Source organism: Pseudoponticoccus marisrubri (genome assembly GCF_001482405.1).
Classification (GTDB): domain Bacteria; phylum Pseudomonadota; class Alphaproteobacteria; order Rhodobacterales; family Rhodobacteraceae; genus Pseudoponticoccus; species Pseudoponticoccus marisrubri.
This window is the reverse complement of the sequence record NZ_LPXO01000001.1, coordinates 118,279-139,103: the sequence shown is the minus strand read 5'-3', so window position 1 is coordinate 139,103 and position 20,825 is coordinate 118,279. Positions and strand designations below refer to the sequence as shown.

At 57.6% G+C, this 20,825-nt stretch carries 20 protein-coding genes, 1 tRNA gene and 1 pseudogene; 19 read left to right on the top strand and 3 right to left on the bottom strand.

The window, feature by feature from the left end:
* The first annotated feature begins 298 nt into the window (after window positions 1-298).
* The 12 genes from AVJ23_RS23550 (at window position 299) to AVJ23_RS00640 (ending at window position 14,906) form a co-directional block, all read left to right on the top strand.
* The gene (locus AVJ23_RS23550; protein WP_084794173.1) at window positions 299-496 is read left to right on the top strand and encodes a ribbon-helix-helix domain-containing protein; all 198 of its coding nucleotides are present in this window, start codon (window positions 299-301) and stop codon (window positions 494-496) included.
* The gene (locus tag AVJ23_RS00680) at window positions 493-2,238 is read left to right on the top strand and encodes an Eco57I restriction-modification methylase domain-containing protein (protein ID WP_058860235.1); all 1,746 of its coding nucleotides are present in this window, start codon (window positions 493-495) and stop codon (window positions 2,236-2,238) included. The genes AVJ23_RS23550 and AVJ23_RS00680 overlap by 4 nt, the downstream gene beginning before the upstream one ends.
* Window positions 2,239-2,250: 12 nt before the next feature.
* Window positions 2,251-5,361 (top strand): Eco57I restriction-modification methylase domain-containing protein, encoded by a 3,111-nt coding sequence (locus AVJ23_RS00675; RefSeq protein WP_058860234.1) that lies wholly within the window; start codon window positions 2,251-2,253, stop codon window positions 5,359-5,361.
* A gap of 34 nt (window positions 5,362-5,395) precedes the next feature.
* Window positions 5,396-8,029, top strand: a complete 2,634-nt coding sequence (locus AVJ23_RS00670) for an AAA family ATPase (RefSeq protein ID WP_058860233.1) — start codon at window positions 5,396-5,398, stop codon at window positions 8,027-8,029.
* An 856-nt stretch (window positions 8,030-8,885) separates the two neighbouring features.
* Window positions 8,886-9,224, top strand: a complete 339-nt coding sequence (locus AVJ23_RS22715) for a hypothetical protein (RefSeq protein WP_169795920.1) — start codon at window positions 8,886-8,888, stop codon at window positions 9,222-9,224.
* Between the two features lie 38 nt (window positions 9,225-9,262).
* The gene (locus tag AVJ23_RS22710) at window positions 9,263-10,075 is read left to right on the top strand and encodes a hypothetical protein (RefSeq protein ID WP_157772590.1); all 813 of its coding nucleotides are present in this window, start codon (window positions 9,263-9,265) and stop codon (window positions 10,073-10,075) included.
* A gap of 146 nt (window positions 10,076-10,221) precedes the next feature.
* Window positions 10,222-11,049 (top strand): hypothetical protein, encoded by an 828-nt coding sequence (locus AVJ23_RS00665; RefSeq protein ID WP_157772589.1) that lies wholly within the window; start codon window positions 10,222-10,224, stop codon window positions 11,047-11,049.
* A gap of 18 nt (window positions 11,050-11,067) precedes the next feature.
* Window positions 11,068-11,745, top strand: coding sequence for a hypothetical protein (locus tag AVJ23_RS00660; protein WP_157772588.1), 678 nt, complete (start codon window positions 11,068-11,070; stop codon window positions 11,743-11,745).
* A gap of 3 nt (window positions 11,746-11,748) precedes the next feature.
* Window positions 11,749-12,618, top strand: a complete 870-nt coding sequence (locus AVJ23_RS00655) for a hypothetical protein (protein WP_058860230.1) — start codon at window positions 11,749-11,751, stop codon at window positions 12,616-12,618.
* Window positions 12,619-12,933, top strand: a complete 315-nt coding sequence (locus AVJ23_RS00650; RefSeq protein WP_058860229.1) for a hypothetical protein — start codon at window positions 12,619-12,621, stop codon at window positions 12,931-12,933.
* Window positions 12,930-14,477, top strand: coding sequence for a type IV secretory system conjugative DNA transfer family protein (locus AVJ23_RS00645; RefSeq protein ID WP_058860228.1), 1,548 nt, complete (start codon window positions 12,930-12,932; stop codon window positions 14,475-14,477). Before AVJ23_RS00650 ends, AVJ23_RS00645 begins: the two co-directional genes overlap by 4 nt.
* 3 nt (window positions 14,478-14,480) lie before the next feature.
* On the top strand, window positions 14,481-14,906 hold the full coding sequence (locus AVJ23_RS00640) for a hypothetical protein (protein ID WP_058860227.1): 426 nt from the start codon (window positions 14,481-14,483) through the stop codon (window positions 14,904-14,906).
* A gap of 70 nt (window positions 14,907-14,976) precedes the next feature.
* Here AVJ23_RS00640 and AVJ23_RS00635 read toward each other — a convergent pair whose 3' ends face one another.
* Window positions 14,977-15,366 carry a hypothetical protein gene (locus AVJ23_RS00635; RefSeq protein ID WP_058860226.1) on the bottom strand — a complete coding sequence of 130 codons (390 nt, stop codon included), beginning with the start codon at window positions 15,364-15,366 and terminating at the stop codon, window positions 14,977-14,979.
* Window positions 15,367-15,608: 242 nt separating this feature from the next.
* Here AVJ23_RS00635 and AVJ23_RS22705 point away from each other — a divergent pair, with 242 nt between their 5' ends.
* The 4 genes and pseudogenes from AVJ23_RS22705 to AVJ23_RS23545 all read left to right on the top strand — a co-directional run.
* Window positions 15,609-16,265 carry a sigma factor-like helix-turn-helix DNA-binding protein gene (locus AVJ23_RS22705; protein ID WP_157772587.1) on the top strand — a complete coding sequence of 219 codons (657 nt, stop codon included), beginning with the start codon at window positions 15,609-15,611 and terminating at the stop codon, window positions 16,263-16,265.
* Window positions 16,266-16,383: 118 nt separating this feature from the next.
* The gene (locus AVJ23_RS22700; protein ID WP_157772586.1) at window positions 16,384-16,977 is read left to right on the top strand and encodes a hypothetical protein; all 594 of its coding nucleotides are present in this window, start codon (window positions 16,384-16,386) and stop codon (window positions 16,975-16,977) included.
* A 25-nt stretch (window positions 16,978-17,002) separates the two neighbouring features.
* Window positions 17,003-17,368, top strand: a complete 366-nt coding sequence (locus AVJ23_RS23275) for a recombinase family protein (protein WP_240484470.1) — start codon at window positions 17,003-17,005, stop codon at window positions 17,366-17,368.
* A 96-nt stretch (window positions 17,369-17,464) separates the two neighbouring features.
* A pseudogene (locus AVJ23_RS23545) lies at window positions 17,465-18,028 on the top strand (recombinase zinc beta ribbon domain-containing protein); the annotation flags it as partial.
* A gap of 511 nt (window positions 18,029-18,539) precedes the next feature.
* Here AVJ23_RS23545 and AVJ23_RS22695 read toward each other — a convergent pair.
* A tRNA-Tyr gene (locus AVJ23_RS22695) sits at window positions 18,540-18,623 on the bottom strand.
* A gap of 129 nt (window positions 18,624-18,752) precedes the next feature.
* On the opposite strand from AVJ23_RS22695, the gene rlmB reads away from it, so the two are divergent.
* From rlmB to AVJ23_RS00615, 3 genes are all read left to right on the top strand, one after another.
* Entirely contained in the window at window positions 18,753-19,532 is a 780-nt protein-coding gene (gene rlmB, locus AVJ23_RS00625; RefSeq protein WP_058860224.1) for a 23S rRNA (guanosine(2251)-2'-O)-methyltransferase RlmB, read from the top strand.
* A gap of 89 nt (window positions 19,533-19,621) precedes the next feature.
* Window positions 19,622-19,876: a hypothetical protein gene (locus tag AVJ23_RS00620; protein ID WP_058860223.1), complete on the top strand. Its 255-nt coding sequence runs from the start codon at window positions 19,622-19,624 to the stop codon at window positions 19,874-19,876.
* Between the two features lie 127 nt (window positions 19,877-20,003).
* Complete coding sequence (locus AVJ23_RS00615; RefSeq protein ID WP_058860222.1) at window positions 20,004-20,321, top strand: hypothetical protein; 318 nt, start codon at window positions 20,004-20,006, stop codon at window positions 20,319-20,321.
* A gap of 42 nt (window positions 20,322-20,363) precedes the next feature.
* Here the strand turns inward: AVJ23_RS00615 and AVJ23_RS00610 are convergent, their stop codons facing one another.
* A complete protein-coding gene (locus AVJ23_RS00610; RefSeq protein WP_058860221.1) occupies window positions 20,364-20,588 on the bottom strand; it encodes a hypothetical protein in 225 nt (74 codons plus the stop codon).
* Between the last annotated feature and the right edge of the window lie 237 nt (window positions 20,589-20,825).

The window sequence follows — 20,825 nt, the reverse complement described above, 5'->3', positions numbered from 1 at the left end:
AAGCAGAACCTGGCGCGGCTCTCATGGAGCCGCGCACTGCCGGAGGGTGCGCTACGACGCGCGCCCGCACGCGCAAGGGATGGAAGCCCGAGGGCGGAGACTGACCAATCAGGCTCCGTTCACGAGAGCCCGGCCGCGTCAGCGGTGCGCCAGAAAGTTCATACTTTGTTCTTGTATCAGGTCTACCTGTATGTCACTGATATAGCTTATCCACAAATTATTGGGTCACTGACAGCAAGGTCCATTTCTCGCGTGCACCAGAGTGGTGTAGCATGGTGCAAACAAGGATTCGTACGCTATGCCCCATGCCGCAGGAAAGAAGACCACGCCCAAAGCGTCACACCGTTTGTCGGTCAGCCTGACCGAGGAGCAGCACGCTGAACTCCTTGAAATAGCAGAACAAAACAAGGTCTCCGTCGCCTGGGTAGTGCGAGAGGCCATCGAGCGACTGCTTCGCGACGAACAGCCGCTTTTTCATGTGAGGCAAGAGCGATGAACAAGCATGCAACGGATGTTGCCGACTACACAGACTTGAAGGCTTCGAGCGAGCGGACGCATAGCGGGCGCTTCACCTCGCTCGATGCCGATAAGCTGCGCGGCGGATACTACACATCAGCCGAACTCGCACGATGGCTGTGTACATGGGCCATCCGCGATGCGCAGGAACAGGTCCTTGAGCCAAGCTGTGGCGACGGTTCCTTCCTTGAGGCAGCAAGCTGGCGACTGGAAGAGTTGGGAGCGCACGGCCCCTCGCGCGCGAACCAACTACGCGGCGTCGAGATCATACCGGATGAAGCCGACAAGGCGAGAGCGCGACTAAGAAACGGCCTGGGCTATCGAGCCGCCGATGTCGTTGAGAATAGCGATTTTTTTGCTTGGTGGAGCAGACCAGATCGGCCGCAATACGACGCGGTAGTCGGCAACCCGCCATTTATTCGGTATCAGAGTTTCCCCGAACCGCACCGCACCCGTGCGATGGACATTATGAAGGAACAGGGGCTATCGCCAAACCGCCTTACCAATATCTGGGTACCTTTTGTCGTTGCAGCTGCGGCAGCGCTTAAGGAAGGCGGGCGCATGGCGCTGGTTCTGCCTGCGGAACTCTTGCAGGTAAGCTACGCCGCGCAGCTTCGTTCCTTCCTGACCGACCGGTTTGGCCGTGTCGATTTGATCGCCTGCAACGAGCTGTTCTTCGAAAAAGCAGAACAGGAAGTATTGCTTCTGCTCGCTGATGAAGCGCGCCCTGCGCCTTCGGCGAGCAACCCCTGCAAGGTCAATCTCACTGAAAGCGACTCGGTCGCCGATATCGTAAGACGCTCCCCCCCGGCTGTACTGCGCGGAGCCTCACCAAAGACCGTTTGTCATGACAGTGAGAAATGGTTGAAGTATTTCCTGAATGCGGATGAAATTGCTTTCATGCGCGCGCTTCGCGCGAGCGAAGAAACGGTTGAGCTTGGATCATATGCCTCGGTCAATGTTGGTGTCGTCACGGGCAAAAACCAATTCTTCGTTTTGCGAGAGAGCGAAGTAAAAGACCTAAAACTACAGAAATATACAATGCCGCTAATAGCGAGGTCCGCTCACCTTGAGGGTTCGATTGTGGACCAAGCTGGTTGGCGTACGCTGGCAAACGAAGACCAGCGTGTGCATTTACTGCATCTGGCACCGATTAACGGAACGAAGCCAAGAGGTGCTTTGGCAAGCTATATTCGACATGGCGAAGCGGAGAATGTGCATAAGGGCTATAAATGCTCGGTACGCACGCCCTGGTATGCAGTGCCATCGGTTTACGTGCCAGACGCGTTTGTGTTCCGCCAAATCTATGACTTCCCCCGGATTGTGCTCAATGAAGCCGAAGCCACGGCGACCGATACTATTCACCGGATGCGATGCAAGGGCGGCGATCCCCGCACCATCGTTGCCAACAGCTACAGCTACCTGACGGCAGCGTCAGCCGAAATCGAGGGGCGGAGCTATGGCGGCGGCGTTCTAGAGCTGGAGCCCACCGAAGCTGAGAAGTTGCTCATGCCGGCCGCCCTGGGAGACGCAATGTCTCTCGAAGAGAGTGACGAGCTTATCCGTGCCGGAAAGCTTGAGACGGTGCTTGAAGAAAACAACCGGCGCATACTGATGGACCAGATGGGGCTGTCTAAAGCTGATTGCAGCATGCTTCGAAGCATCTGGGAAAAGATGCGCAACCGCAGGCTATCGCGGCGACGCTCAGGCAAGACCGCGTAAGGCAAGGGCAGCATGACAGATCAGGACCAAACCGAACACGCCGCCGCTGCGCCAGCCAACGAAGAGGCCAAGGAAGCAGCACGAGAGCGCGTTGCTGAGCTCGTCGAACGATTCCGGCGCAACGAGAACGACTACCGCGACGCCGGTTATAACGAGACCCAAGCCAGAACAGAGTTCATCACACCGCTTCTGGAAGCGTTTGGCTGGGACGTTCACAACATCGGGGGCAAGCCTCGAATTTATCGCGAGGTGATTGAAGAAGCGACGGTCGAAGTAGGCGAAGAGCGTTTGTCCAAGCGCCCGGACTACGAGTTGCGGCTGGCCCGCCAGCGCAAACTCTTCATCGAAGCCAAGAAACCCAGTGTTCGCTTAGACCGTGACCGCGCCCCCGCTTTCCAAACGCGCCGGTATGGGTATTCGGCAAGCATGCCGATAGCGGTCGTCACGAACTTTCACCAGCTCGCAATATACGACTGCAACCCTGTCCCGGATGAAACGCATGAGGCGCATGTCGCTCGGTTGCATTTGTTCAACTATGGTGATTTTGATGCGCGGTTTGATGAGCTGTGGCTGCTCCTATCACGCGACAGCATGCTCTCAGGCGCTTTCGACCGACATTTCGAAATCGATACAACCCGGCACGGCGCAGAGCAGTTTGATGATTTCTTCCTGAACCAAGTGCGTGATTGGAGATCGCGCCTAGCGGTAGATATTCACGCCAATGTTGGCGGGCTGAGCTCGGAAGAGCTAACCTACGCCGTACAGCTTTTTCTTTCACGCATCGTTTTCCTTCGGATTTGCGAAGACAGGGAGATCGAGCGATACGAAACCCTTAAGAACCTCGATGAAAGGGCGACGTTCGACGCGTTGAAGGATTTGCTCCGGCGCGCGGACGACTTCTACAACTCCGGGCTTTTTCGGCTGATCGACGATGACCCGTTAGGCGTTCGGATAAGTGATGACGTTCTACAAGGCATCATCGCGGAGCTTTACTACCCGCTCAGCCCCTACACCTTCGCAGTTGTGGAAACTGAAGTGCTCGGGGAAATCTATGAGCAGTTCCTTGGTGAGGTCATCGTCATCGAGGATGGTCAGGTCAAAATCGAGAACAAGCCCGAAGTCCGCGACATCGGCGGCGTCGTGCCGACACCTGGCTTCGTGGCGGATGTCATCGTTGCCCGTACCCTGGGTCCTCGTCTTGCCGGAAAATCGCCGGATGAGCTGGCCGGTTTCACCGTGGCTGACACCTGCTGCGGCTCCGGCATTTTCCTTCTTTCGTCGTTCGATTTCATACTTGGCCACTATCTGGACTGGTACGTTGCTGAAGGCCCCGAAAGATACGAAGGCCAGACGATCTATCAGGTTACAGAAAGTCTCTGGCGGCTGACCTTTGACGAAAAGCGTCGCATCTTGCTTGAACACCTACGCGGTGTGGATATCGATCCAAATGCTGTTGAGGTCGCGCAATTTAGCTTGCTCCTCAAGTTGATCGAGGACGAAAGCGAGGCTGTGCTTAGAGACTATGTGCGGCGTCATCGGCACGCGGCCCTGCCTGCCCTGGATGAGACTATTCTTTGCGGAAATTCGCTGGTCAGCACGCAAGAATGGGAGGAAGTCTTCGGCACGCTTGATCAGAGGCTTCGGGACCGCGTCAACCCTTTCAGCTGGGAAGACGAATTTCCTAACGAGATGGCGGCGGGAGGCTTCGACATTATTGTTGGGAACCCGCCCTATATCCGCATCCAGAACATGGTTGCCTATTCACCAGAAGAGGCTGAGTTTTATCATTCGCCTCAAGCGCCCTACACCACCGGCAGACAAGATAATTTCGACAAATATGCACTCTTCATCGAGCGGTCCCTTGGCTTGATAAAGGACACCGGACGTCTCGGTGTGATCGTGCCGAACAAGTTCATGACGATCAGATCAGGGCGCGCTCTGCGCGGCCTTCTGACTGAGAGACCGGTGCTTGACGAGATCGTGCATTTTGGGGTCAAGCCGGTTTTCGGACGCAGAACAGCGAACTACACCTGCATACTGGTGGCTGATCGCGGCGGCACGGAAAACGTGCTCGTAGAGCAAGCCTGCGCTTTGGAGGAGTGGCGCTACGGGCGGTCGGGCGACACGTCCCGAGTGCCGACTGCAGAGCTGACCGAAGAGCCCTGGATGTTCGGGCAGAATGATGTCCGGGCTTTGTTCGGCAGGATCAGGGATGCTGTCGAGGGCAGGCTTGAGGCGTTGGCGAATATCGAGGTTGGCGTTCAAACCAGTGCAGACGAAATCTACCTTTTGCGTGAGGTCCGTAGCGACGCGAACAGCATAACCATACAGTGGGATGGGCGCGAGTGGCAGATAGAGCGAGGCATCCTGCGTCCGTGTTTACATGACGCGCCGCTCGAAGCGTTTGGGCGACCAGAGGCAAATGCCTGGATGATCTTCCCCTATGAGCTTGTGACCACACCCAAGGGCACCTTGCGCGCGCGGCTGCTTCAGCCTGACGAGATGGCAGCGCAATATCCGCAATGCCTGGCATATCTGACTGCGCGACGCGAAGCTCTGGAAGGCCGCAAAGTGGCAGGTGGGGCAGCAGATGAGCGGCAGTGGTACCAATATGGCCGCTCGCAAAGTCTGACAAAGTTTGACAGGCCGAAAATTATCTTGCCGGTGCTCTCGCGAGAAGCGCGGTATGCCTATGACGAGTCCAACACGATCATCACCGGCGGCGGCAACGGCCCGTACTACATGATCCGAGCCAAGGATGATGCGCCGGTCTCGACGCTCTACTTGCTGGCAGTACTGAACCACCCGCTGTGCGAAGCAATGATCCGAACGAATACGAGTGTATTCAGAGGTGGTTATTACTCGCATGGGAAGCAGTTTATCAAAGACTTGCCTATCCCGGTCCCCGACGACGAAGCGGTGCAGGAAGCTGTGGAACAGCAGGCAGAAAGAGTTCTGTTCGCCTCCGATGACCTGCGCTCGGCACGCACGCCGCACGAGCGCAAACGACACGAACGGACATTGAGAGAAGCGCGGGCGCGATTGGAGCGGCAGGTTACGGGCATGTTCGCACTTGATGAGGAAGACCTCGACGTGCTCGCGTCTGTAGCTGTCCCGGAGTGATTATGTTGAGATTGTATTGGTTGGGAGTTGATTGATGACAGACGTTGCGGACAGGGAAAAAAGAGAGGACACGGTTCCGAATCGAATACTCAATTGGTCGGAAAATCGACCCCTGTGGCAACGTGATGCTTTGCGCCGAATTGTCGTGAATGGCTTTCCAGACGAAGAGGCACTTAAGGAATTATTGGCGCTCTGTAAGAAGGAGCATGGCGACCAGTCCGTTAAGCAGAGCGCAAAACCGCTTAGTAAGGATCATTTGCCGGTTGATCCAGGTGCTGGTGAGTCAGTTTCTCTATCCAAGATTGAGAATGTTTCCGGCGTCAACCAGCTCGCAAAAGGTCAAGAACTAAACTTTGAGGAAGCCGGCCTGACGATTGTCTACGGGCAGAATGGAACAGGAAAATCCGGATATACACGAATCTTGAAGAAGGCATGCCGCTCTAGGCATGCCGGAGAAATTATGCCTGACGTTTATAGCTCTTCGAGTCCAGGCCCTGCGAAGGCTGATCTCGTGATATCGCGAACCGGCGGAGCGACAGAAACTATAAACTGGGAAGACCATGATGATCCGGCCGATATGCTTTCGGCAATTACCGTCTTTGATCGTGATGCGGCTTCAGTCCATGTTCAGAAAAAGAACGAGGTTTGGTTTCGTCCGTTTGGCCTTGATATCCCGGATGATCTGGCCGGTGTCTGCCAAGAGATCAAAACTCGCCTGACGAGTGAAAAGGAAACGCTAGAGCAAAAGCGCAATTCTGTATTTGATAATCCAATCTGGTCAGCGCGCTCAACGCTTGGTAAAGCTCTGACCTCACTACGGCACGATACCGATGTCACGGCGATAACGCCCGCGTCCGCTTTCTCGGATGATGATGAAGCTCGGTTGGCTAAGCTGCAAGCCGATCTCGCTCAGGACCCTGCTGTCGCAGCGAAAGCTCAACGCGACTACGCCGATCAACTAGAGCAACTGAATTCCTATTTGAAACGGGTCGAGCAAACACTCTGCAACGAGTCTATTCAGGCACTTCGGGATAAAAAGAAGACTGCGGACGACATGCGCGCCGCCGCGAACGCGGCGGCCAACAATGCGTTCTCAGGTCTGGAGCTTCAAGGCGTCGGAGAAAATGTTTGGCGAACGCTCTGGGAGTCGGCCCGAGCCTACTCGAAAGTGGCAAAGGAGGAAGAGGCTCCGTTTCCGCCGTCTTCGGGTGACATCTGCGTATTATGTCACCAGGAGATTGATGGCGCGACTGCCACGCGGATGCTAGGTTTTGAGGAATTCATCAAGAAGGATACGGAAACAAAAGCCACTGAGGCCGAGAGGGTCTTTAAGGAGGCTGAGGATGGTTTTCGTGCTTTCGTTGTTCACATTAATAAAGTTTCTGTCGCCTATAGGGGCTTAAAGACCCAAGATTTGACGCTCGGTCGGAAAGTATTGAGATTCCTTGCGGTTGCGCGTCGTGTCCAGATTCAGACTCTATTACAGCTTTCCGGTGAAGAATTTCCGAACACGCTAACGCTGCTGCCCTCTGTCACAGATGATGTAAGGGCAGGAGCCAACCAGGCGCGCGAGTACGCCAAATCTCTTGATGGCGCATCCGGTGGCGAAGCGCGAGAAGCTATTCTCAACGAACATGCGGAGTTGCAGGATCGCAAACAGAGTCAAAAGTTACTGGACATAGCGAAAATCGAAATCGCGCGGCTTGCTGACCTTAAACTTGTAGATGACTGCCTTCGTGATACCGCGACGACCGCAATCACACGTCTCGGAAATGAGATTGCTGACAACCTGATTACGCCGCGCATGCGTGACCGGTTTCAGCAGGAGATTGTCGCGCTTGCTGGAAACCGGGTGCGCGTCGAAGTTGTGCGCTCAGGGGGTAAATTCGGTTCTCCGCAGTATGAGGTGAAGCTTTATGCCAATCCTAAAGCCAAGGTCCACGATGTTTTAAGTGAGGGGGAGCAGACTTGTGTCGCCTTGGCTTCCTACCTTACTGAACTTGCCAATGCTTCGCATACTTCAGCGCTCGTCTTTGATGATCCGGTTTCCTCTTTGGATCACCGGTGGCGCTCCAAGGTTGCCAAACGTCTGGCAAAGGAAGCTGGTGTCCGGCAGGTTATCGTATTTACGCATGACATGATTTTCGTAAACGATTTGGTGAAACTGGCATCGGAACGAAATACGGCGGTTGCGCTTTCTCATTTGACGCGTGCGCAAGATTCCGTTGGTTTCGTCCACAAGGACTTGCCCTGGACGGCATCGAGCATTCGGGATCGGATTGACAAGCTCGAAAAGGATGCGAGAGCGGCAAAGAAATTGTTCGAGGCCCACGACGACGAAGGCTACAAGAGAGAGGTATCATCGCTATATAGCCGCTTGCGCGCGACTTGGGAGAGAGCGTTGGAGGATATCGTTTTTGCCAACGTTGTAATACGTCACCGCGATTATATCGACACTAAGCGCCTGAAGCAGGTGACGGCCTTGGATGAGGCGGATGTGCAGAGCTTTCAGAGCGGGTTTAAGAAGTGTTGTGACTTCGTAGATGCCCATGATCCGTCTCGGGGCCATGATCCTGAGCCGCCGGAACCAACAGAGATGCTGGGCGATATTCAGACCTTGAAGGATTGGTCGGAAGCGTTACGCAGCAAGATGAACAAGGTGTCTTAGTCCGACGGACAAGCTAAACAGCTCACCAGCTCGGGGGCTCCATGATTGGGTTCAGCGCCGATGCGCAGGCGGCATCCAATCCGCGTGAGGGTTGGTCAGGGTTCCAATGGGGCGCGAAGGCTCCGTGGTCGAGGGGATGGTTCCAAGGTAAGGGCGCTATGAAATGCTCCCTTCCTGGTCTCGGGTGAAACTCGTCTCCATGACATGGCGCGCATCCAATCTGAGAAAGGTTGGTCTCCATGAAGTGGTCATGGGGGGATCGGTGGGAGCAGGAACGCTCCCCTGATTGGTGATCGGACGGCCAGACGTTCGTGCATGGTTCGGCGCAGGTGGAGAGGCAAGTCTCCAAGCCCTGCGAGTGGTTCCAAGGGGCGCGATAGCCCCATGGTCTTCCTGAAAGGATCGATGGGTGCAGGGAGAGCGAAGTCTCCCGCGAGTGGGTTTCAAGGGGCGGCGATACGCCCTTTGATCCATGGTTCGGTGCAGGTGGAGAGGGACTTCTCCTAGCCCTGCGAGTGATTGATCGGCGATACGATCTGATGGCTCTGGAACGGGTTCAATGCCCTGGAAGAGCCACTGGCCGGGGGGATGCAACGGGGGCGCGCAGCGGGACCCCTTGCCAAGCTGTTTTGTACTACAAAACACAGCTTGCGTTCGCTTCCAACTCAGCCGCTCTCCATCGGGGGCTGACCTGTAGTACATGGTCTGCAAAGCGGCAAAATCACCATATTGGATTATGATCGAACCACTTCTCTATCCGGTTTAGCCATGGTCTGGGGGAAGATTTCTTGTGGAAAAAACCATCAGCTAATGGATCGTTAAGGAATTATTAGGCCTGATAGTGCATAATTGAATTTTGAATATTAACGAATTTAAGGATAGTTATTTGAGACTTTTGTTTCTTGCCTTCTTTGCTCTATTTGCATTCGTCCCGTCGTCATCAATCGCCGAGACTCCGTCAAACGACTCTGTCGCCACACTTCCCAACATTGAGCACGCTGAAGAGGAAAAGCGGATTCTCTTAAAGCCCGGAGAGGTCAAGGCAATGCCGTTCGTTATGAAGCGCGAACCTGGATTAGGCGACGTATATTGCGCCGATACAGGCGGAAAGTGCGATTTCGGCGGTAAGACTGGTAGCGACCGTAAGCAGAAGGAAGAGGCATTTGGCGAGAAAGGAAATGGTGATCAAGAGTGAGGTTGAGAATAAAAAATTGTTTATTGTTACTCGCGTTAATGGTGGCGAAACCCGGCTACGCAAACGCGCAGGCTTGCACCGACCCAGTTGGGGAACGCGGAAAAGTCGCTTACAATTATTCGTTTGATGTCTTTGTAGGTTGCACTGAATCAGGCTGGCAAGCGTTTCATGATCCCGGCTGTCCGGCAGGCGATGCGTGCGACCCGGCTGATGCTTTTTCATTCACAGACCAAACCGGCGTTGCGACATCGACGCCCATCCAGTCCAATATTGTGCAGATCACGGGACTGTCTGGACCGGCGGCGGTTTCGATTACAGGTGATGGTTCGCCGGAGTTTCGTACATGTAGCGCCAGTGATTGCTCAACCGAAGTCGAGACATGGGGCTCTGCCGATCAGGAGATCAGCAATAACCAATATCTACAGCTTCAACTCAGCAGTAGCGCCAGTGACAGTACGCTGCACAGCGCCACGGTGACAATAAACGGTGTGAGCGACCAATGGGATGTAACGACGGTTTCGGGTGGCTCTTGTCCCGGCACTGAAGTTGGGGGGCATTGCTGGTTCCTCAGCGCGGACAATGAATCCTGCAACACCACTTGTAGCAATGCAGGCGGATCTTATGATACCGCGACGAGAGATTATGTTGGGAGCGACGGCACAACCTCGCATTGTAACTTTGTTTTAAACGCACTCGGCGCCGGGGGGTCTTCTACTAATACGACCACTGGTTCAGCCGCTGGCTGTGTCGAAATATCAGGTATTATCAGATACCGTTATTCATCCCCAGAGACGACGGGTGCGGTTAATGCTAACAATCTAAGAATAGCCTGTGCTTGCTCAGGTTTTTAGAGCGATCTCTTGCCCATGGTCAATTGTGTCCCTGCTTGGCGTTCGCAACCGCATCCGGAGATGCTCACTCATTCAGCTAATAGTGTATCTTGAGTTCTAGAGGTCGGCATCACCAAAATCGAGCAACTGGCGCTGTGGCGTAATACATGCGCTTTTCGGTCTATGAGCGAGCAAATGACTTACTTCTGTCTATCACGACGACAACCAAGAGATTTCCGCATCAGTTCTTACTGAGAGGCTGGCTGGCTTCCATTCCGTTTCCGATCCGGCTGTTACCCAGCTCCGGCACCAAAGATTTCCTCAGATTAGATGCGAAACACGGCAGCAAAGACCGCTGCCCTCAACGCAATCTGATGAGGATGTCACTCATGAAAACTCCAAGACAAAATCTACCCCCGCAGGCCTATATGCCCGGCGGCGGTCCCGGCCCCAAGACAATCGCCGGGTTCGCTCTCGCGCTCCTTCTCGAACTGGCCATGCTGGTCCTGCTGGCCTCAACCTACACAGAAACCATGGGGCTGGCCTCGAACCAGTATCTTTGTGATCTGCCCGGCGCGGGCGGTCTGTTCTGCGCCATCGATGAGGACATGACCGTCTCTCACCTGCTGGCCTTCTTGCTGGCGGTGTTCTCGGTCGCCGTGCCGATCATGATCTGGTCGGCGGTGCTGGATGAAAACATCCACGAGGACCCGCGTAGCTGGCTGGCGAGCCCCATGAACCGCGTCAAGGCGGGAATGGCGGGCATCGTCTACGCCGCTGTTATCGCGCTGGAAGTGGTCAATCTCTACACGCTGATCGCCCAGCAAGCAGCGCCCAATCCGTTCGGCGTCTCCCACGATCAAGCGCCGATGATGGATTTCCTCGCCCAGAACCAAGGGCTTGGTGTCTTCGTCGCCCTGCTGATCGCTCTCGTCAACACCGTGCTGGCGCTGCTGACCGTGCGCGCCACCCGTGCCCTTGTCCAGAAAGGCTAACCCATGCTCTCGCAATTCATGAAATCAACGATCCTCGCCGGGGCGCTCGCCCTGCACTCCACGCCCGCCGTCCGTGCGGAGGGCAACAACGAGCCCCCTACTTTCTTCATCGTCGTTGAAAACGGCGGCGTCGTCACCGACCCCGAAGCGCAAGCCGAAGCAATTCGGCTCACCTTGGGCGAACTGAGTGAGCTTCGCCGCAGGCGGGCCACTCGGGATAGCAATATCCACATCATCACCTCGGCCAATCCGACCGAGATCACCTGGTCCGGCACGCCTGAACAACTCTACGAGCAAGGCGCTTCTGTGCTTGAGGCATTGACCATCATTCCAACCTGCTCGGACTTGGAACTCGCCTGGGATCAGGTGCGGACGACCGTGCGGATCACAAGGCCGGATGATCTGCGCCTCATCGGTATCGGTCCGTTCATTCACGCGGGCTATCCCTGTGATGAGGGCGACGGGCTGATCACGCTTCCTCAAGACGTTCCGGCGGAGGTGCAGCTCGGAAACCTTGCTCTGGAAGCAAGCTTCACGCGGCTCATGAACCTCCATGCCGATCAGGAAGAAATGGTTCTGGAGCATCTGGAAGCCGCTGGCGCGCTGGCGCGCGCAAACGCTGGTGAGCTTGATCTTGACCTGATGGACCGGGCGCGCACGCGCAGCAATCTCGGCAATATTCTGGGGAGGGAGTAAGCTATGCCTTGGCGGACTTTTCTCTCCACGAGCGCTCTGGCGGCAACGCTCTCCAGTGCGGCTCTGTCTGAAAGCCTCGTGCAGATCGCTGAACCGCATGTCGGTGACCTCCCGAACATCACGGTTCAGGAACAAGGCAGCGGCGGCACGGCGCGGTTTCAGATCGTGCCGCGCGTCGGTGAAGGCGAAACCGCAGACCTGACCGTTCAGCGCTGGCGTGACTTTGAAGGGGAAGTGCTACTTGGCATTCGCACCGATCCGGCGCGCGTTCCGAGCCCACGACTTATGGAAATGGTGGCCTCTATCGATATGCGCGATGAGTTTGGAGCGGAGATTGTCAGCGGCTACGACATCAATGCCGAACATAACATCGTGCTCGCCTTCTCCGGCGGATCGGTAGAAATCACTCACATTGCCGAAGACGAGAACGGGCTGATCATCTCTGCGCTGACCCGAAACGAGACCGGTGAAGTGATCGATCCGCCCCTGGGCACGCTGGCGCTCTACCGGACCGGCGGTGAGAAGCTCTGCTTTGCCGAAGAGGTGATAACCCAAGAAACGCAGGTTCCTGTCGATATCCTCGCGCCGGGCCAGGCAGAGGGCATCCCGATGACCTTCGCCGTTCTGATGGACCGCTCGGGCTCGATGATGAACCACATGGACGAAATGCGCGTCGCTGCGGGCGGATTTATCGATGCACTGCCGGACCGCGCAGGATGTCTGATCGGGGCGTTTTCCGAAGGTGAAGCCAGTTTTGAGCCGCGTGAAGGTTTTGGCTATGAGCAGTGCCGCGCGTCTAACTTCCCGATGCATGGCCTGCGGGCAGACGGGGCAACCGATCTCTACGGCTCGCTGGAACATCTCTATGACTAAATGAACCAGGATGCCTTGAGCAACCATCAGCGCGCCGTCATCATCATCACGGACGGCCAAGCCAACCGGAACCTGGAAAGGCAGGCCTCAGTCATCGCCGCCAAAGGCGACGTTGTGACCTTCGTCTATTTTCTGGGCAGCAATGAAGAGCGCTTCCTGCAAGACCTTGCAGATAGCTATCTCGGCCATGACGGAGCGCTTCGTCAAGAACTCCCCCGCTTCTTCAACGTGGTGCGGGACGCCTACACAAGCCAGACTGTGCTGCGTCAGACGGCCTGTGCTGATGAAGAAACGGACGAAGGCGCGCTGCAATGATGCCGCGCGAAACCAAGCAGGAGCAAGCGCGGCGGCGGCTCTGGAGCTTTGATCCAGACAGCCATGGTTCGGCCAAGTGGGCGGACGCTGCCCACTTGGCAGCGCGGGGTTACGGCCTCGCCGGTCGCCATACGCTTGGCTACCTACCTGCTAAGGATGCCCGGCAGCCCGCGCTTCCCGTTACCTATGGCGGGGACAGGCACGAGCTGATCGTTGCCCCGACGCGCGGCGGTAAGGGGGTCTCGGGCGCAATCCCGCGCCTTCTTGAGCACCCGGGCAGCGCCATTGTGCTGGATATCAAAGATGGCGAGCTGGCCTTCATCACCGCGCGCTACCGCCGCGACGTGCTGGGTCAGACCGTCATCATGATCGATCCGTTCGACGTGGCTGCGAGCAAGCTTGGCATGCTCCGCTCGTCTTTCAACCCTTGTGCTCGCATCGAGCCCTTCGGTGATGATGCCTTTGATGAGGCTATGCTGGCCGCTGATAGCCTGGTCATCCCCGATGGCGGGGCAGAGAGCCACTGGTCCGGTGAAGCCGCCAGCATGATTGCAGGACTGCTCCTGCATGCTGGCGAGCACGGCACGGCCAGCTTGAAGGATGTTCGGCGCGCGTTGAACGCCAGCCGTGAGGACTTCCGCGCCGTTGTGGATCAGATGCTGGACTCCCCCTTCGAGCTGGTCAGGGCCGCTGGCGGGCGAATTGACAACAAGGAAGAGCGCGAACTCTCCGGGGTCATCTCGACCGCGCAGCGCAACACCCATTTCCTCGAAAGCGCCAAGCTGGCGGATGCGCTGGCGTCTTCAGATTTCGACCCGCAAAGCATTGGCGAAAATACCTCGATCTACATCATTCTGCCCGCGCGCCGGATTGCGACCGCGCGGCGCTTCCTGCGGGTGCTGATCGGGGCGCTTATCGCGAGCGTCACGGCGCTGCCTGAGCGCCCCTCGATGCCGGTAATGTTCTTGCTCGAAGAGATGGCGACGCTAGAGCGGATGGCGATTATCGAGCAAGCGGTCGGCCTCATGGCGGGCTTTGGCATGCAGCTTGTCATGGTCGTTCAGGATTTTACGCAGCTCAAAGAACTCTATCGCAGCCGCTGGGAGTCCTTTCTGGCCAATAGCGCCTCGATCCAATGCTTTGGCACCAATGACCGCTTCACAGCCGATTACATCTCGGCGCTTTGCGGCCAGACCAGCGCCCATCAGCTCAGCCTGGACAGCGCGCAAGAGCGCGGGCGGCTGCTGGGCGATCCGCAGTTTCGCTCAAGCGGAGATACCAGCCAATCCCGCCGCCTGATCACATCCGATGAGCTGATGAGCTTGCACCCGTCGGTGCAGGTTGTCGCTCTCGCGGCGGCCCGGCCCATGATCGGCTATCGTCCAGTCTATTTTCTGGAGAAGCGTTTCCGGGACCGCGCTGGCCGCCCTCTCTATGACATTCATCCGTCGCGCGCCGGACTGCCTGTGACAGCGGCTGTAGACTTCACAAAGCCCGGCTTGGCTCTCGGCGCGCTTCTTGGCGATTACCTGAGCGTGGGGTGATTCATGGCAAAATTCATACTCCTTACGCTTGCCAATATCATCTTTGGCTACGCAGCGCTTGTCATCCTGGCGCGAGCGGCGGGGATATTCCTGCCGGTGTTCCACCAATGGCTTGCCTTGATGATTGGTTTCGCCGGGCCGCTCCCCTTGCTCGTCACCGGCCTTTGGAGCGCAGCCGCGCTCTGGCAGGCCCGGCAAGTCTCGAACTTCCGGACCACCGACAATCCTGATGTCTCTCAAGCTCTGGCGCGCGGGGACCATGAACCGGCGCGGATGTCTGCCGTTGGTCCGGCTTGGCCAGAGCTGGTCGCGCGCGGCCTCGTCTGGACAGCGCTCTCTGCGTTGCCGGTATGGCTCGGCTGGCCATTGCCCTTGCTCTGGCCAGCCATGCTCTACGGACTCTGGGCCGTGCTGAGATGGTCGCTCTAACACTTTCCAAAAAAGAAAGCCCCGAAACGGGTAATCCGTTTCGGGGCTTTGGTCACTTGGCGGGTTTGGTTCAGGCGGCGAAGCTGTTGGCGGCACCATGAAGGCGGCTATAGAGCTCGATCACACGCACACGATTGTATGTAATCGGGCTGGCATAGCGCTTGGGGGCTGTGCCGCAGGGCGCGGCTTCAAGGAATAGTCCCATCCAACGGTTCCCGACATCGGGGAACATCTCGCAGATTTCCTCGTGCCGGAAGGGACGCTGGTCAGGGAAGAAGAGCCGACCGTCATAGTCCTCGATCTCGACCAGGACCCGTCGCCAGGCGGCGAAGGAGCCGACCTCCTTGTGCATGGCGCGGGCGGGTTTCCAGATGCGTTCGCGATAGAGCTTGCGGTTGGCGATGTGGTGATCGGCCAGAACGGTGATCTTTTCATCCTTTGTGCTGATGGCTGTGAGCATGGTTGGGCTTTCTGTTCTACAGGGGCATGGTTTGTGGTCCTTAGGTGCTGTTGTTGGTCATGGTCGCTACATGGGTCCTCTTTTCTGAAGGCGCGGGGGATGGATGTTCTTGTCCGCGCTGCTGAGAATGTGGGAGGCTTCCCGGAATTTGCAGATTCGGGATAGCGAAACGGGATCGGCAAATCCGTAGTATATATATAAATATCAGTTGCTTATGCTGCAATTTATGAGGCCATTTCGGAGTGAAGAACCGCTACTGCATAGGCTCGAAGCTGCCCGAACCCACATTTCGGGCTCTTGTGCGGGCGTACTTCATGGGCAAGACGACCGAGGATGCCGCTCGGGCGCTCAAGGTCTCACAAGGAGCAGTGAAGAACCTTTACAGGCGGCTCACCTATCGCTTGATCGATGACTTCCCGGTCTTCGAATTCTACCGCGATCTCTTGGCTGATTGTTTTGAAACGGGGGGGCACCGTGTTGAAGCCTTGAAGCGTTGTCTTTGGCAGTGCCCTGGTGACTTGCACTACGATAGCCCCAGCGACCGCGAAATTTGCGACGGCTGTCCGTTTGCTAATAGGTTTCTCGCCTTTCCGGATCACGACGAATCCGTTCAGACAATGTATTTTGCGCGCCGATCCCTTGCGCCATTGACATCATTTAGCTTCGTTAACCGGGCCGCCTACTTTTTTGCCCAAGAATGCCTGATTTATGGACCAACCGAGCGCCGACGCCGACAGGCGAACAGATTTATTACAACTTTGAGAGCGAGGCCGCTTGGCACGTCAGGAAGCAAAAGTCAAATTGCTGATCGCTACGTGGAACATCGGGGCTTGAGGCCTCACTGGTATGTTGTTGGTCAAGGGCCAGAGTATTATCTCCCCAATCACGATATGATGTGACACGTTCACTTCCCAATCGTTTCCGATTGAGTGCCAATAGCCTTCGGCCTCAGCATCAAAAATCGAAGTGAGAAATGGCCACCTTTCCATCATCAGTATGTGATGATGGAGAAAGTAAATGCCAGGGAAACGAAGAAGTGCTCATGCGCAAGGCGCAACGCAAATTTGCGGGCCGCGCATAAATTATGCTAACATTAAAGAAGATAAGAGAATTCAAGAGCGCGGCTCTTTGAATTTGGCACCGGAGCAGAATAACGCTCAGGGCCAGCACTTCACCGATATGGATGAAAACCAAGCACAGGGGCAAAGTTTAACTGGCGCCCTTGTGCGCTCCAATGCGCGAGAAACCAGCGCAGATGGGCAGGTGTGTGTGATGACTAAGAACGGTTTTCAAAATGCGCCGAATTTGAGCAAGGCGCTTTATTTGGTCCTCGGTGAAGTCGGTGAGCCAAAGGGCAAGATCGTATATGAGAAATATCGCGGACTATTTGATGATCCAGATATCAGTGATGAGCGAAAAGACGAGATCATCAAACTGCTATTTGTCTTCGGCAATGCCTTCTACGATGCCACTTTTGCCTATGAATGGGCTGGTTCAACTTGTGGAAAACCCAGCGACAATGAGGAAATCGCTCCCGGTGAGCGCGGCGGTATGGTAGGCTCAGACGGAGTTACCCTGACAACAGTTTTTAATGCGTGCGCGGCTGAGTAGCCACCCGCGAAGACAAGGAGGAGTCATGAAAGATGAAGTAAAACAAAGCGATGTGACGAGCAACGCGCTCATCTATTGCCGCGTCTCTGACAAGAAGCAGAAGACGCACGGCCACGGGCTTGAGAGCCAGGAGCATCGCTGCCGTCAGTATGCGGAAGAGCGTGGGCTTGCTGTCGAGATGGTCTTCCCGGACGATTACAGCGGCGGCGGCGACTACATGAAGCGCCCCGGCATGCGCGCCATGCTTGCCTATCTCGAAGCGCAAGAAGGCAAGCCCTATGTCGTTATATTTGATGACCTGAAGCGGTTTGCGCGCGATACGCAATTCTATTGGAAGCTGCGCGATGAACTGGCAGCGCGCGGCGCATCTATTGAGTGTCTGAATTTTTAATTTGAAGATACACCCGAAGGAAAGTTTGTTGAGACGGTCTTCGCGGCCCAAGGCCAGCTTGAGCGCGAACAGAACCGCCGTCAGGTCATCCAGAAGATGACCGCCCGCGTGGAGAACGGATATTACGTTTTCCATCCACCTGTCGGATACCGTTACGAGCGCGTCTCCGGCCACGGCAAGCTTCTCGTGCCTGATGAGCCCGTGGCATCGATCATCACGGAAGCCCTTGAAGGCTTCGCTGATGGACGTTTCCGCTCCCAGGTAGAAGTGAAGCGCTTTCTGGAAGGAAAGCCCGACTTCCCGAAGAGCGGGCCAAGCGGCTACGTCCATCCAAGCCGTGTGAAGGACATGCTAGAGCGTGCCGTGTACGCCGGATGCGTCGAAGCGCCTAACTGGGGCGTCGGCCTTCGTAGGGGCCATCACCAGCCGCTTATCAGCTTTGCTACGCATGAGCGCGTGCAAGCGCGCTTGAAGGGCACGCTCAACGCTCCTGCGCGCAAGGATATCAATGAGGACTTCCCGCTGCGGGGCTTCGTCCTGTGTGACGACTGCGGTGAGCCTATGACGTCTTGCTGGTCCAAAGGGCGCAATAAGCTCTACCCCTATTACCTGTGTGATACCCCTGATTGCGCGTCAAAGCGCAAGTCCATCCGGCGTGCCGATATCGAAGATGGGGCAGAGCGCCTACTGCGTGAGCTGCAACCGGCTGGCCAGCTCTTGAAGCTGGCCAAGGCAATCTTCACCGATATCTGGGAGATGCGCCGCGCTGACGCCATGTCCGCTCGCAGCACACTAGAGTCGCAACTTAAGGACACTGAAAAGCAGATCGAGGCCCTGCTGGACCGGATCATGAATGCGTCCAGCCCGTCCGTCATCACGGCGTATGAAAAACGCATCGGTGAGCTAGAGCGCAAGAAGATCAAACTGGCTGAACAAGCCGACTCGGCAGTGCCGGATCAGGGACGCCTGTCTGATTTTATCGAACCGGCCCTGACATTTCTGGCAAGTCCTTGGAATATCTACAAAAACGGCAACTTCTCCCTCAAGAGAACAGTGCTCAAATTGGCCTTCGCGGAGCCTCTGAGGTATAGCCGGAATGAAGGTTATCGAACCGCTGAAACCACCTTTCCTTTCAAGGTGTTAGCGGATTTTTCATCCCTTGAGTGCGGGATGGTGGGCGACCTTGGAATCGAACCAAGCGTGCGTCTCCGCGAGGGAGTTACAGTCCCCTGCCACACCTTGCGGCCTGTCGCCCACCGTCGTCGGGCACCCCCGACGTGGGGGGCTGATTACATCTGCCGAATTTCCCCGTCAACAGGAAAATCCCTTGGCAAGCGACCGACTTCGGTGTCATGGGAAAGACCCGACAGGACAGGCAGGGCAGATGGCCAGGAAACCGAAATGGGTGGTCGAGAAGGAGCAGGCGCGGCGGGCCGCGGCGGCCGAGACCGTGTGGCTTTTCGGCCTGCATGCGGTGCGCGATGCGTTGATGAACCCGCGGCGTGAGCGTCTGAGGCTGATCCTGACGCCCAATGCCGCGGACAAGCTGGCCGATGCGGTGGCGCAGAGCGGGATGGCGCCCGAGATCTCGGACCCGCGCCGCTTCTCCGCGCCGCTCGATCCCAACTCGGTCCACCAGGGCGCCGCGCTCGAGGTCAAGCCGCTGGACTGGGGCCGGCTGGAGGACGTGGCGCTGGCCGAGGGGCCGGGGCCGCTGCGGCTGGTGCTGCTCGACCGGGTGACCGACCCGCATAACGTGGGCGCCATCCTGCGCTCGGCCGAGGTGTTCGGCGCCCGTGCCGTGATCGGCACGCGCCACCACGCCGCGCCCGAGACCGGAGCGCTGGCCAAGACCGCCTCGGGCGCGCTGGAACGCCAGCCCTATCTGCGCGAGCGCAACCTGGCCGAGACGATCGTGACGTTGCGCCAGATGGGCTACCTGGTGCTGGGGCTGGACGGGACGGCCGCGCAGACGATCGAGGAGGCGCTGGACGGGCGCCGCGACGCGCCCGTCGCGCTGGTGCTGGGCGCCGAGGGGCCCGGCCTGCGCCCCAAGACGCGCGAGACGGTGGATGCGCTGGTCAAGATCCCCTTCGCGCGCGATTTCGGATCGCTCAACGTCTCGAACGCCGCCGCCGTCGCCCTCTACGCGGCCCGCGCCTGAGGGGGCGAGGCCGGGATTGCCCCGCCTTTTCCCGACGCGCGACACAATGCCCATGTCTGCTCGGGCCGAACGGGAATCGGTCGAGGGCCATGAGACATACCAAGCTTGCCACCTGCGCCTATTGCGGCACGCAGACCACGATCTGTTTGAGCGACGTCACCGAAAGCCTCTCCTGCGCGGGATGCGGTGCTGCGATACGGGACCTGCGCTCGGTCACCCAGACGGCCCATGCCCGCGCCTATGCCGGACCGGGTCCACGTCCGCACAGGCAGCGCCCGGTCGCGCGCCTGCCGCAGCGCCTGCTGCGCGGCGCGGTGGAGGCGTTGGACGATTTCTTTGACTGACCCGGCGAGAGGCCGCGTCGGTCGGACGGGTTTGCATGCCAGGCGTCCACTACCACCGGGCAGCAGCGGCGGGATGCCATTGGTTCCGGGCTTGTGATCGCCGCGGCCGTGCCCCATTTACCTTCCCATGCCGAAGACGAAAATCGCCACCTGCTGCTATTGCGGCACCCGCGCCGCGCTGGTCCTGAAGGGGCGCGAGCGGCATGAGCTGTCCTGCGCCTCCTGCGGGGCGCCGCTGCACGAGATGAAGCACCTGCGCTCGGATGCGGTCGATCGCGAGGCGCGGCATCACGACACGGTCTCGCATGTCGCCCGCCGCGTCGAGAGCGCGCTGGACCGGCGGGCGCTGAAAGGCAAGAAGGCGAAGAAGGGCAAGAAGAAGAAAAGCCCCGCCCGGAAGCTGTTCGGCGAGGCCTTCGACCTGATCGAGGATATCTTCGACTGAGACCGGCCCGGCATCGGTGCCGGGCCCGGGCGTCCGGAGCGATCAGAACAGGAAATCGTCGGTCAGGTGATCATTTGTCACGCCGATCCCGTATTCGCTGGTCGGATCGGTCATGTGATCATTCGTGACGCCCACCCCGGCCTCTTCGGTCGGGTTGGTGAAGTGGTCATTGGTCACGCCGATGCCGGCTTCCTCGGTGGGATCGGTGAGGTGGTTGTGGTTGATGGTGACGGCGATGGGCGAGAAGATGAAGCTGTCTTCGAACATTGTTCCGGTTCCCCGTGGCGGTTGTTGCGATCTGGATCTGTGATACCTGCCGGGGCGGGGCCGCGTCAGGTCGTGGATTCCCGACGGTCGGGTATTCCGGAGGTCCCGGCGCACAGCGGTCCGGACCGGCCCACGGGGGCTTGCCCCCGCCGATCCGGAGCCGCGGACCCCGCCCATGTCCGAACCGACGCGGCTGCACAGGCGCTGCGCGCCCGCTATCCTCTGGCCATCGGGGCA